The organism is Paenibacillus sp. J22FR5 (assembly GCF_059691975.1).
Window position 1 is genome coordinate 378,859 of sequence record NZ_JCAUAN010000001.1, and the last position, 13,624, is coordinate 392,482.

8 protein-coding genes are annotated in these 13,624 nt (G+C 44.4%); 7 read left to right on the top strand and 1 reads right to left on the bottom strand.

Features of this window, described 5'->3' with window-relative positions:
* The first annotated feature begins 154 nt into the window (after window positions 1–154).
* From AC58P7_RS01910 to AC58P7_RS01920, 3 genes are read left to right on the top strand one after another with little or no spacing between them, the layout of a single operon-like run.
* Complete coding sequence (locus AC58P7_RS01910) at window positions 155–1,252, top strand: quinone-dependent dihydroorotate dehydrogenase (protein WP_497339704.1); 1,098 nt, start codon at window positions 155–157, stop codon at window positions 1,250–1,252.
* Window positions 1,253–1,278: 26 nt separating this feature from the next.
* Complete coding sequence (yjbM, locus tag AC58P7_RS01915) at window positions 1,279–2,076, top strand: GTP diphosphokinase (RefSeq protein ID WP_497339705.1); 798 nt, start codon at window positions 1,279–1,281, stop codon at window positions 2,074–2,076.
* A gap of 3 nt (window positions 2,077–2,079) precedes the next feature.
* Entirely contained in the window at window positions 2,080–2,499 is a 420-nt protein-coding gene (locus AC58P7_RS01920) for a DUF309 domain-containing protein (protein ID WP_497339706.1), read from the top strand.
* Window positions 2,500–2,552: 53 nt separating this feature from the next.
* Here the strand turns inward: AC58P7_RS01920 and AC58P7_RS01925 are convergent, their stop codons facing one another.
* Window positions 2,553–3,062, bottom strand: a complete 510-nt coding sequence (locus AC58P7_RS01925) for a thioredoxin family protein (protein WP_497339707.1) — start codon at window positions 3,060–3,062, stop codon at window positions 2,553–2,555.
* A gap of 176 nt (window positions 3,063–3,238) precedes the next feature.
* Between AC58P7_RS01925 and AC58P7_RS01930 the strand changes: the two genes are divergently transcribed.
* The 4 genes from AC58P7_RS01930 to AC58P7_RS01945 all read left to right on the top strand — a co-directional run bounded on the left by AC58P7_RS01930 (window position 3,239) and on the right by AC58P7_RS01945 (window position 13,558).
* Complete coding sequence (locus AC58P7_RS01930; protein WP_497339708.1) at window positions 3,239–4,840, top strand: RsmB/NOP family class I SAM-dependent RNA methyltransferase; 1,602 nt, start codon at window positions 3,239–3,241, stop codon at window positions 4,838–4,840.
* Between the two features lie 5 nt (window positions 4,841–4,845).
* Window positions 4,846–5,598, top strand: a complete 753-nt coding sequence (locus tag AC58P7_RS01935) for a pseudouridine synthase (RefSeq protein ID WP_497339709.1) — start codon at window positions 4,846–4,848, stop codon at window positions 5,596–5,598.
* Between the two features lie 253 nt (window positions 5,599–5,851).
* A complete protein-coding gene (locus tag AC58P7_RS01940) occupies window positions 5,852–7,066 on the top strand; it encodes an S-layer homology domain-containing protein (RefSeq protein ID WP_497339710.1) in 1,215 nt (404 codons plus the stop codon).
* A gap of 36 nt (window positions 7,067–7,102) precedes the next feature.
* Window positions 7,103–13,558 (top strand): PKD domain-containing protein, encoded by a 6,456-nt coding sequence (locus AC58P7_RS01945; RefSeq protein WP_497339711.1) that lies wholly within the window; start codon window positions 7,103–7,105, stop codon window positions 13,556–13,558.
* Window positions 13,559–13,624: the final 66 nt, after the last annotated feature.

Consider the following 13,624-nt stretch of genomic DNA (forward strand, 5'->3'; position numbering starts at 1 on the left):
GAAATAAATAAGATTGAGCGCATTCCCTTGCAACCTTCGTGGAGCGGGGATTTTTTGTGTGAATGCGAGGTCTTAGGCCTTAAGTGGATTGCATATTTCTACATTGTCAGCTAAACTGACTGTTAGAGTACTTAGAGAACGGAGTGCATAGGACATGCTGTATAAGAAGTTAGCCAAGCCAATTTTGTTCCGAATGGATCCGGAAAAAGCGCATCATTTGACAATTGACGGACTAAGTGTTGTAGGAAATTTACCAGGTGGAAAACAATTGCTTAAATCCATGTATGGCGTACCAGATTCACCGGAATTAACTCAGGAATTATGGGGATTACACTTTGGTAATCCAGTAGGCCTTGCTGCAGGGCTTGATAAAAATGCGAAAGCAGTGAAAGGATTTACACAACTTGGTTTTGGCTTTATGGAAGTTGGTACGATTACGCCTAAACCACAACCAGGTAATGAGCTGCCACGTTTGTTCCGTCTTCCTGAGGACAAAGCACTCATTAATCGCATGGGTTTCAACAATGTAGGCACGGCTGAGATGGCACACAATCTCGAGAAAACGGGGAAGCGTGCGATTCCAGTAGCCGTAAACATAGGTAAGAATAAATCAACGCCAAACGAACAAGCAGAGGAAGATTATCGGGCTTGTATTGGGGCGTTATATACATATGGTGATTTCTTTGTTGTGAACATAAGCTCACCAAATACACCTGATTTGCGTAATTTACAACATGGTGATGATTTGAAACGCTTGTTGTCTACAGTGCGAGATGAGATGCAGATTCAGCATAAGAAGCATGGTAGTACCGCGAAGCCTGTTCTCGTCAAAATAGCGCCAGATCTTACGGATGAAGAACTCGTTCTTACCGTAGAGATCATTAAAGAAAGCGGCATTTCAGGGATCATCGCTACGAATACAACACTTAGCAGAGAAGGCTTACGCCATGCTAACCGTGAGCAAGCGGGCGGTCTGAGTGGTATCCCATTAACACAGCGTTCAACAGACGTTATTCGACGTGTGTATCAATTGACAGAAGGCAAGCTTCCGATTATTGGGGCTGGCGGAATTTTTACTGCCCAAGATGCGTATGACAAAATACGTGCCGGTGCAAGCCTAGTTGAGGTGTATACGGCATTAATTTACGAGGGTCCAGGTCTGCTAGGCCGCATAAATAAAGGGCTTCAAGTGTTACTAAAGAAAGATGGTTTCACACATATTTCCCAGGCAATAGGCGTAGATTCGCACTAACTTCATTCAGGATGGAGGATACATGGATGGATGGACGAGACTGGAAGAAATTTCTGCTGCCTTATGAGCAAGCGGTAGAAGAGTTGAAAGTAAAGTTCAAAACATTACGTGGCGAGCTTAAAAGTCGTGAAGAATACGCACCAATCGAATTTGTAACGGGACGTGTTAAGAAAATATCAAGCGTGCTGGAGAAAGCGAAGCGTTTGAGCGTTCCGATGGATCAATTAGAGTCAGGTATTGAAGATATCGCAGGCATTCGCATTATGTGCCAATTTGTAGAAGATACAGAAACTCTTGCTGAGCTCATCCGCAGCAGACAAGATATGAGTGTTGTCTACGAGAAAGATTATATTACGAACAAAAAGCCAAGCGGATATCGAAGCTTTCATATTATTATCGAATATCCTGTTCAAACTGCTTTAGGCATGAAGAAAATTTTAGCAGAAGTGCAGATTCGAACCCTTGCTATGAACTTCTGGGCGACGATTGAGCATTCTTTGAATTATAAATATAAAGAACAATTACCTGTTGAGGTTCGTGCGCGTTTGAGTAAAGCGGCAGAAGCGGCTTATTTATTAGATCAGGAAATGTCTAGTATACGAGGTGAGATTATGGCCTCTCAGCGGATGTTTGAAGATAACTCTAATCTCATCAATCGCGTTCTGAACAACATACAAGAATTATATTTCTATCATCGGGTACGGGAAGCTGCCCAGTTTCAATTGCGTTTCAATGAAATTTGGGAAACGGAAGAAGGGCTTAGTGATTTATCTGCTGATATCGAGGCTGCCATTTCGAGGGCTAAAAAAGGAGATAATAGCTAATCTATGAGCGGATATGACCGATTGTATGTCGCTTTTCTGTACTATTTCAACGAACAGCGGGATTATTTCGAGTGTCATGAAGTGATGGAGGAGCTTTGGCTGGAGGAAGGCCGAAATCCGTTATATCAAGGCCTGCTGCAGGTTGCAGTAGGCCTTTATCATCATTCGAATGGAAATGCGAGCGGTTCTATTAAATTGTTTAGTGCTGGGCTAGAGAAGCTGGCTCCATATCCTGATCATATCTTGGGTATTGATCTAGAACTCTTGAAGAAAGATAGTGAGGTTTATCTAGGAAAGCTGATGGGATTAAAAGAGGAACCGTTTCTTCCCTATGATTTGGACATCGTGATTCTCGATCCGGTGCTCTTGGATTTAGTGGAAGAGTTAAGGCTAAATCAGCCTCAAAGCGAAGATCATGAGTGATAAGGAAAAAGGACTTCTCACCGATGGGTGATGAAGTCCTTTTGTTGACCGGATTAACCTTTATACTTTTGGAAAAAGGCTTTGAATACTTCTGGTGTATTGCCGCCTGTTGCTCCAGCCTCTGGAACCCCGCCAACGATGCGATCGACTTCTACACCATTTTTGTAATAAACAATTGTAGGTGTGGATTCAATCTTGTATTTATTCCAACCCTCTTTGAACTCTTCCAAATTGAACTGCTTAACGTCAAGTCCAAGCTCTTTCTGCAAGGGAACTAGTACTGGTGTTGTTAGTTTGCAATGTGGGCAAGTTGACGCATAGTAATATTGGAAAAAGGTTTCTTTGTTCTTCAATCGAGCATCCAGATCTTTCGGTAGAATCAAGTTCTGGTAGTTAGGATCCGTCAATTGCTTTACAGTTTCTGGATTTAGCTTGGATGCGGCAACACCGTAGGGATTACCTGCATTCTTGGCATCCGAAGATTTGGTAGATTGTTGATTAACGAAGTATAAACCACCGAATAAAACGACTACAATGCCTAAATAAATAAGCAGCTTCTTCATGCATGCACCTCTTTAATATGTCTACTTTCTACTATCTTCTATAAAAAGTATAGCATATCCTGTCCGATTTCGGAAAAATATTGGCTGTTTCGTGACAAGTCAGCTATAATACCGTTACATTGATCTGTTTTAGTTCAAGTTAATTAGGGAATTTACATAGAAAGTGAAGATGTCGAATGGCGAAGCAGTTACCACCTCTTTTTAGGGAGAAAATGATTGATTTACTTGGTGAAGAAGAATTTGAGCAATTTCTTGCTTCCTATGATGAACCGCGCGTGTTCGGCTTAAGGGTAAATACAGGGAAGGCGGAACGTGCTGAATTTGTAGCTCAAAGTCCCTTCAATCTCAGTCCTGTACCCTGGGCTTCTGAGGGTTTTTATTATGAAGAAGGGGAGCGTCCAGGCAAGCATCCCTATTATCATGCTGGGCTTTATTACATCCAAGAGCCAAGTGCGATGGCACCCGTGGAGCTGCTTGAGGTAAAACCAGGGGAGCGGGTTCTTGATTTATGCGCAGCGCCAGGCGGTAAATCGACGCAAATCGCCGCGAAGCTGCAAGGTGAAGGCGTGCTCGTTGTGAATGATATCCATTCCGATCGGGTCAAAGCGCTGGTTAAAAATCTCGAGCTGCTCGGCGTGCGAAATGCCGTTGTTTTGAACGAAAAGCCAGAGCGCATGTTGACTGTTTTCGAGGGTTATTTTGATAAAATACTAATTGATGCACCTTGCTCGGGTGAAGGCATGTTCCGCAAGGAAGAAGAAATGATGGGCCAATGGGAGCGTCATTCTGTTCAGGAATTTGCCGCCATGCAGCGTGAATTGTTGGGACAAGCTGCTGTTATGCTAGCCCCAGGTGGTAGGATCGTATACTCGACGTGTACGTTCTCACCGGAGGAGAATGAGGCACAGATTGCGGAGTTTTTGGACAAGCATCCTGGGTTTGATGTAGTGCCCATTAAAGGATTCAGTGCTGGCCGGCCGGATTGGTTGCGTGAGCCTTGGTGTAAGGCGGAGGCTTATTCGGAGCGGGCTAAGGCGGCGGTTGCAGGGACGGCGAGGTTGTGGCCGCACCGGTTGCGGGGCGAGGGGCATTTTGTGGCGGTTTTGGGGTTGGGTAGTGGTAGTGTGAGTGCGAGTGCAAGTGCGAGTGCGAGTGCAAGTGCGAGTGCGAGTGCAAGTGCGAGTGCAAGTGCAAGTGCAAGTGCGAGTGCAAGTGCAAGTGCGAGTGCAAAGGCGGGGGCTGCCGACTTTGTGGCGGCAGCTGGAAAGCGTAGCGGCCGTCAGGCGCTACGCGGGAAGGGCCGTGCTGAGGCACCGCCTAGCACGGGGGTGAACTTGGAGCCGCTGGATGCGTTCTCCGGTGAACTGCTGCGCAGCGAACCTTTCGCATTGAGGCGGCTGGTCTGTTACGGCGAGCACGCGTATGCGTCGCCGGCGGGCTTGCCCGAGCTGCACGGACTGAAAGTCGTGCGGCCGGGCTGGTACATCGGCGCGCTGCACCGCGGCCGATTTGAACCGTCCCATGCGCTAGCAATGGGACTGTGTTTGCGCGAAGCCAAGCGAGCGCTGAGCTTGGCTTCGCGCGACGAGCGAGCCCTTCGGTACCTGAAGGGCGAGACGCTCGAAGTCGCGGAGAGCGAAATTCTCCGCGATCCGGAAGAGACCAAGGCAGCCAAAGGCTACTGCCTGGTCTGCATTGATGACCATCCCGTCGGCTGGGGCAAGTGGCTCGACGGGATGCTGAAGAATGAATATCCACCCGGTTGGAGGTGGACCTAACGGTCATGAAACAAACACAACGACTCGATAAAATACTCGCCCATGTGGGCGTTGGCACACGTTCTGAACTCAAACGCCTCGCTAAAGAAGGCGCCATTTACGTTAACGGTGTGAAAGTAAAAGACAGCGGTATGCAGGTGAACCCAGAAACCGACAACATCAAGGTAAACGGGGAAGTAGTCACTTATCGTGAGTTTGTTTATCTCATGATGAACAAACCGCAAGGGGTTGTCTCGGCGACCGAAGATAATCGGGATCGCACGGTTGTGGATCTCTTGGACGATGCCTATGCACCGTTCGAGGTGTTCCCTGTGGGCAGATTGGATAAAGACACAGAAGGCTTCCTTTTGCTAACCAATGACGGCAAACTAGCCCACAACCTGCTCTCACCTCGCAAACACGTTCCGAAAACCTACTTCGCCAAAGTAGAGTGGGAAGTTACCGAAGCAGATCGCGAAGCCTTTGCCCAAGGCGTTACCTTGGACGATGGTTATGAGACGCTGCCGGGGATTTTAAACATTTTAAAATCAGGAAATGAAACGGACGGTGTACCTTCAGAAATCGAATTAACCATCATGGAGGGCAAATTTCATCAGGTGAAGCGCATGTTTCAGGCTGTTGGCAAGCAAGTTGTTTTTCTGAAAAGACTTTCCATGGGCCCGCTGACTTTGGATCCTGATTTGGCCTTGGGTCAAGTCAGAGAGCTAAGTGCGGTTGAACTTCAAGCATTACGCAGCGCACACGAGTCTCAAAAATAACAATATACAAAAATACTAGAATATGGTATTTTCTTTATAAGAAATTTAATTTGTGCGGAAGAACCGCCCAGGTGTCGCTTATGATAGCGATGGTTGGGCGGTTTTTGCTTTATATAGTGAAAATAGGTAGACATTTACAGTTATGAAATGAGATACTACCAATAATTGGTTTGATGCGTCGTAATGCAACAATAAATAGATGCACGCACAATAGCAAGTATTTCAAATATTTGACAGAGACGAGGCTTTCGTAATGAAAAAAAAGATACTTGTTCTGGTGAGCTCACTAACATTTATAACATCTACAGGGTGCAATAGTACTGAAACTTCTGCAGCTGTTAGTACTAATAATTTGCCAGTTGTCCAATTCAAGGATATCGCAGGACACTGGGCAAAAAGTTCCGTCGAAACAGCGATTAAAAAGGGCTATATCGATGGGTATGAGGATCAGACGTTTAAACCAGAGATCAACGTAAGCCGTGCAGAGTTTATTAAAATGGCTGTAACTGCACTTAACCTCCCTGTCAAAGGAGATACGACTGGTTCAAAATGGTATGTGCCATTTGCCACTGCGGCTGCTACTTTAGGCATATATAAGGGATCGGACTTTAGTCTGGATGATATGAACAAGCCCATGACACGCATGGAAATGGCGAGAGTTGCACTGCGCTCGGCCGATAAAGATTACCAAGATCCAACTGCTATCACGAATGACCCTTCAATTATGTATAACGCGACAAAATTGGGGTTAATTCAGGGATTATCTGGGGGACAACTAGGGGAAGAGGAAGAAACCACTAGAGCGCAGTCGGTAACGATTATTGAGCGGATTTTGAGTGTTAAGAGTGGCGGGAAGTTGGAAGTTGATCAAGATGCGGTTAATAACGCGGAATTGGATTTAAAGCATACAAACATTTTCAGCAAAATGCCAGAGTTCTTTGGTGGTGTACAATATGGTGGTGCTAACTGGGATACCAATAAATTGACTGTAGAAACTCCAGATGGTCTTTGGAAAGGTTCTATTGATCAAATCATTGCTATCGATCTAGAGGACCCAAATGACCCTAACTTGTTCTTGTTAGGTGATCTGAGTAAAATTCATTGGTTTGACTTGATGGCTTATGAAAGTTCTCCCCTTATTACTGACGGCTATATGGATAGTTATGTTCTATATTTCAAAGGTCATGTTGATTACAACAAGGATACAAGTGTTTACAGTAATATTGCGACAATGCCTAGCTATTCGCTTACTGGATTTAATGGCACTGCTCAAGATTTGGCAGCGCATAATTTGAATCAAGCTGCTAGCTTATACGTTAATAAAATTGATGATATTTCAGCATTTATAATTCCAAAAAAAACAGTGAAATTGGGACGATCTCTGTCTTTGACAGTGAATGCTCCTGCACGGCCACCTCATGAGTTTTATCCACAAACCGTTTTGAGTGTACAAACAAAATTACAATAAAGTATATTGATCTAAACTAAATTAAGGAGGTGCTAGATGTGGTACGCAAGAAGAAAAATAGGCCTATTGGTAATAGCATTGTTGACCTTGCAAATCTTCCCTTTTCAATATTTAGATTTTAGCTGGTTTACGGCCAATGCAGCAGCTGATCAGACCATTAATTTGACCTATCCTAATTCTGTTGCAGGTTACCAGGCAGTTTACAACAAAGAAGTGAGTGCAACAACTGACAACATAACCATTCCTGCTGTCAGTGGTAAAACTATAGCAAGTGTAGCTGTTTTTCGTGACGGGGTTCAAGTAGATAGTATTTCTTCGGCAGTTGGGCAAAGTAGTTGGTCCGGAAAATTGACTTATTGGGGATATGAGAGAGTTGTTGAATCAATAAATAACACTTCTGCTCAAGGATACTACGCTTGGTATCGTTACATACCCGGTGGCGCTCAAGGTGTTAATTGGTATGCTGACATTCCTGAAATTGGGAGGATTAATTGCGGCGGTGCTTCGACAGAGTCTATCAATGGATATAACATGCCAAAATACCCTGGTTGTTCAGGAAATACCAATTTGGAATTGTCTGGTGGGCGCACTGCAAATTATACCGCAGTTGATTCTTCAACTACAATTTTACCATCAACAGTAGTTACTGAAGTGGGTGCAACTGGCATTGCCTCGACGGACAACAGTCTTACGATTCCGGGACCTGATGGGCTTAATATTGCTGGAAAGACTGACGGTACGACAGCACCTGTGGATGTTATTATCGACACATCTGATCAATTTAAAGTAAAGTACACTCAGAGGTTCGATCACTCGAGTATTTACAGCAAAGAACTAAATGATCCTAACCCTCCAAATGGTGCAAAGGTAATGGTGTATTTTGCAGCTTTTAAAGTGACAATAACTTCTAGGACATACAAGTATCCAGATCACATTGAAGTTACATACTCGGGTGGGCCAACCCCAACACCAACTCCCTTACCACCCTCCATTACCGGCGACTTCCAACTAACCCCCTCAACCATCAACTATCGTGACACCTTCAAACTCCACCCTCTCCCTTTCACAATTCCCACTGGCTGCACCTACACTGATCACTACTACAAAATAGCCCGTGGCAGCAGCTACATTCATACTCCCAAGGTATTTAGCCAAATACAAGATACTGTTTATACCTCAAGCAACTATCCTTCCATCATTGCAGTAGGCTCACACGATATCTCGTTAATGATTGAAGCATCCTGTGGTTCATCAGGTTTTATTGCTACCAAAACACTGACGGTGAATGGTCCCTCTATCAACAGTCCACCGGACTTCAAAGTCGGTTGGGTACAACCATCTAACCGCCAAAATCCCCTGCAAACCGCCGTTGTTGGCGACACGTTGGACTTAATCTATATCGATGATTCCACCGTTCCAACACCAAGTGATCCCGATGGTGATCTCATCTACTGGGATGATTTCAACTTTAATTCTGCTGATACATGGACTCAAAGTGTCCCTGGAAAGAGTGGAGTTAGTCATTACACCGATGGCTATCACAATATTGTAATGGATACACCAGGATACCATACGGTTCAAGCTTCCATGCACGATCAATGGGGGGCCTCCACAACAAGAACTGCCATCATCGAAGTTTTACCTCCAAACCCAATCCCCGTTTGCACAGCACCCAGTGAGATCAAGGAAAACCGAACTATCCCCAACGGCGCTATTAACGCTTTTTCCAGTTACAGTCCACTCGGTCGCACGATTGATCACGCAAAGGATGTTTGGTCGAATCTTCACATGTCTTATATCAATGGGACCATGTCGGACATCGTGGCAACCGTCACACTACAGAGCGTAACGGATTCAGCAGGATTGGTTTCTCTTGAAAGCTCCGATTGTCACATTACGGTGCATCCGGACAAGCCCCCAATAGCCAAACTTGGCGTTCCAGCTTTCAGCGCACGAGGCGTTTCAACCCATATTCAGAATCAATCTTACTCCGCAGATGGAGATACAATTGCTTCCACTTCTTATCAATACAAGTATGATGCCGACAATGACGGTTTTCAAAATGACGTTTGGCAACCACTTAGCGGCGGCAGCGTCCCAGGTATTGATTTTACTCCTACCAAAGTAGGGGAATATTTATTCTATGTAAATAGTTGTGAGGATTATGGTCGCTGTAGTGACAACAGTACTCAAACCACTTCTGAAACAACATTAGTTGTGGTGAACAAGGATGGGCCCGTTGTTAGCTTCGATATTGCAGGTGAAAACAGTCAACCAAGCGTAGTCCCTGCAATTAAGTACAATGCAAGTGAAATACTCACAAACTGGAATCTATTCCATACCAATACCAACATAGCGATTGGTAAGGGAGTAGGCTGGACAGCAGGAACTTCAAATGAGTTAGTTGCGGGTTTAGGTCGAAATACGCAGACCCCTGACTATTACAACTTCAACTACGAGCAATACAGCAACACGCAGTATCGTCAGTTTATAACGCCTGCACAAGATTATGGATTAGGTTCAAATGGGCAGTCCCCATATCGATCTTTTGCTAGTTTTGGATCACTAAACACGCAACCATTGTTGATTCCTAATGCGGATAATACGATTTGGGAGCCAGTATCTTGGAGCCAAGGCCCGCCTGTTTTCAAGACGACCGAAGATCATATTTATTTCGGGACGGGGAATCTTTATACTGCAGGAGGTTACTCCTTTTACAGTATGAATAAGCATAAAATCGGACGTTACTATGGTAGTACTTATGTATGTCCAGGCTGTTACTGGGCTAGTTATGAGCATAAATACTTGGATGGTTCACCCTATGATTTCACTATCACAGTAAAAGGACTTTTGGCTGGAAGTCTAGGACCAAAAGCGACTTACAAATATGCCATATTTGGTAATTATTTAGCTTACTACAACAAGAACTACACTTACGCCCAAGGAATTTCTATCAAACTATACACAACAGCTACTATTCTAGGGTATCAAGTAACCGGCAATACGATATATGCAAAAATAAGGTGGGAGGACCCCTATGGTTCTGGATACTACGAAAATGGCAGCGTGCAATACACGAGTGTTAGAACCACAGAGATACGAACGTTTGATGCAACTACTGGACAATACCTAAGCAGTTCCACGTTAAATGGGTATGCACCCGTAGATTATACTTTGAGTGATGGACGTTTTTATAGCGATGACTCTGAAATGACTGCACAGAGCATGTTTCCCCCGCAGAGTATAGGTGATGACTTGGTAATAGCTGTAGGACACAGCTACTACAATAATCTCACAGTCCGTCAAATTAATCGTCAGGGACAAATAGTAAAGTCAGTTCCATTGGCTAACACGACTTGGAGTGATCCCTCAGTTTATCCAACAACAACTTGTAGGGACAATATACAAAAAAGCTTCAGGGGCTCCGATGGAGAGTTTTATTATATTTCCCAGCAAAATTGCTCTTACGAGAGTGGGGGAAACACGTATAATACACCAGTTGGAGCTGCCATTATAAAATTAAATGCAGATCTATCATTTGCATGGAAAACGAAGCTTAAGGGTAAGCAGACAACATATGCTGGCACTTTTAGCTGGGCTGTTGGTGATCGAGGTGATGCTATCCCATTGTTGGTAGAAAATCCATCAAGGAATCAAGTTCTAGTGCGAAGCTATTCGGGCAATGGTTTTGGATATGATGCGTATTATGAATCTCTGGATAAAAATACAGGAGCCACCACAACGAGTGATACCGCGACTTGGACTAACGCCACACAGCCAACAATAAATTGGGATGGCAGCTACGGTAGTGGCGTACACACAATTGATGGTTATAGTACATCAGGTGCCACTGTTAAAAATGCAGCAGGAATAACCCTCGGAACGATAAGTGGCTTAGGCGGTATACTTGCCATAAATGGTCCTTTTGCGGCAACAACCAATTCAATTTTCAGCTCTGAATACGTTGGTGACGGTATGCTCATGGCCTTATTCTCATCTCAAAATGCAGGATACGATAACCATAGCTTCACACCTTGGTTGGCAATTGGAACGCCAAGCACGGTACCAGCCCTAGGCTACCCGACAAGATTAGGGCAATTCGTTTCTAATTTTACTGTGTCTGATGTTGAGTTGGAATTTACGTTGAACATGTCCAAGGCTAATGGAAATAACAATAAAGCCGGTCTATCCTTCCGTATGCAAGATCCTAAAAATCGCTATGCGGCTGAAACAAATGGCTCTATTGTTTATTTGACCAAGTATGTGAATGGTGTTCCTACGATACTAGGTAGTGCTAATTATCCGTTTTTGGATCATACCAATTATACGTTTAACGTAAGCATGTCTGGAAATAAGATTGATTTGAAGCTCAATGGCATTCCCTATCTTAGTGTTCAAGACGGCACATGGGTGAAAGGGACCTTCGGTCCTTTTACAGATAAGTCGTTTACGACTTTCTCCAACATCACGAGGAAACCAATCATTCCTCCTCAAACGGCTTGGTACGCTGGGTTCGCTCTTTGGGAAAGCGGAGCGGCTTCTGCATCTGTTAAATATGATAACATCTCATACACGGACTCAGAGAATGACCCTGCAAGCAGTACATATCAATGGTTTTACAAGCACACGGCTAAATTTTTGAATAACCAAGGTATTTCGGTGCTAGATGGGCAAACGTACAGTGGTTCACAAACGGCTTTTGATAAGGTTGGTGTCTATGATATCACGCTATCGGCCAAAGATGATCCTAACCCAGCATTCCTTTATCCTAGTGTCCTATTCGAAATGTATCGCAAAACATCCAACTCATTTCACGCTTCCATAGTGGTACATAGAAGACCGCTTATCCCTACTTTTACAAATTCGATGCAGGGTGATGGTACTGTGATTTTTGCTGATGATGCCTACGATCCAGATCGTTATGATCCATCGACGCTAGTTTGTTCAGCTCAGGATGTGACTGGTATAGATTATTGCGCCAATCACGGCGTACTCTCAAGGCAATATTCATTTGTAGATCCTAACGGAAACTTCTCACAAGGAAAACCTTCACGGCCTTCGTTAGTAGGAAGCTATACGGTTTATTTGCAGGTCATTGATGAGTATGGAGCACTAAGTTATCCAGCAACTACTACATTTACAACGGCAGCTATTGTTGCTCCAGCACCTCCACCGCAGGCTGAATTAACGTTCCCTATTGGAACACAAGCGTCACCTTCAATGGTAGGAGCACATCCAACTATTTCTTGGAATCAGACGGATCCAAACGGATATAACCTAACGGGATTTGAAGTGCGTATTTTGGATAATAGTGGCGGACCTGTAACAGCAAGCGGTATCGTCAGTCAAAACAAATTTGATGGCCCTCAATCATGGGATGTACCTATGGCACTTAGCTCAGGGGCTAAATATCAAGTACAGGTCAGAGTTGAAGATGTCTATAACTGGTCAGAGTGGTCGAATATTGGCTGGATGCAAGTAAATAGTCCACCACTAGCAAACATGACGGTGCCAAATGGTACACAAAACGTACCAACGGTATTTAGTACGCTGAAGCCTACTTTACAATGGGCTCAGTCTGACGCTGATCCAGGAACTACATTTCAGTATTTTCAAATTCAAATAACGAATGAAGCGAATAACGTCATGATTGTGGACTCAGGGCAATACTGGCAAGGTAATACCTCTGGTATTGGGAGCTGGACAGTGAATCAAGAACTGCCAGCTGGGCAAAAGCTGCGTGTTCGAGTACGGGTTTTTGACGGAATCATATGGTCAGACTTTTCACCTCAAACATGGATGTATATTAATCGAGCGCCGATTGCTGATTTCGATTGGAGCCCTAAACCCGTCTGGGAAGGAGATGAGGTGCAAAGCGCTAATACTTCGATCGATCCTGATGGCGATGCACTTTCTTATACATGGACTGTTGAAGGGCCGGCTGGGGTTACGAAGTCTTTTACATCCCTCAATTTCACACAAAAGTTCCTCGAACCTGGTGATTATAAAGTGACACTAACCGTTACCGATGGCATGCTCACCACGACGGCAGTCAAAATAATAAGGGCCCTACCGCTCACCATACACTCGGATGTGACGTATACGGATCAATGGTTCATTTTGCATAACCAGATGGGGCACCAAACACAAGTAACACCCAAACAATTTTACTCTGGGGAGATTTTTGTTGTGAAAAGTCAAAGTGCAGCAGCCCCTGTTGAGGAGGTAATTGCTTGGATTGACACAGTTGGGCTGGACGGCCAGTCCCTGTATGTATCTGAAAAGCTAGAACCGGATGCGGAAGATCACAACCTTTTTAGCGACGAGCTATTCAATAGTAAGTTCCAGTCTTTTATGGAAGGGTTACCCCGAGGCGTACACACGATTCATTTTCAAATTCGATATAGCAATGGCGTTGTGAAAAAAGAAGATATCCCCATCGAAATCATTGGGAATGCCCAGCAATCTGTCGGTGTGCATCGGGTTCAATAAAAGAGGGACGGTTATCTTCGGATAACTGTCTTTTTTGTGTAAAAGCGGTGAACTAAACATGCGCCT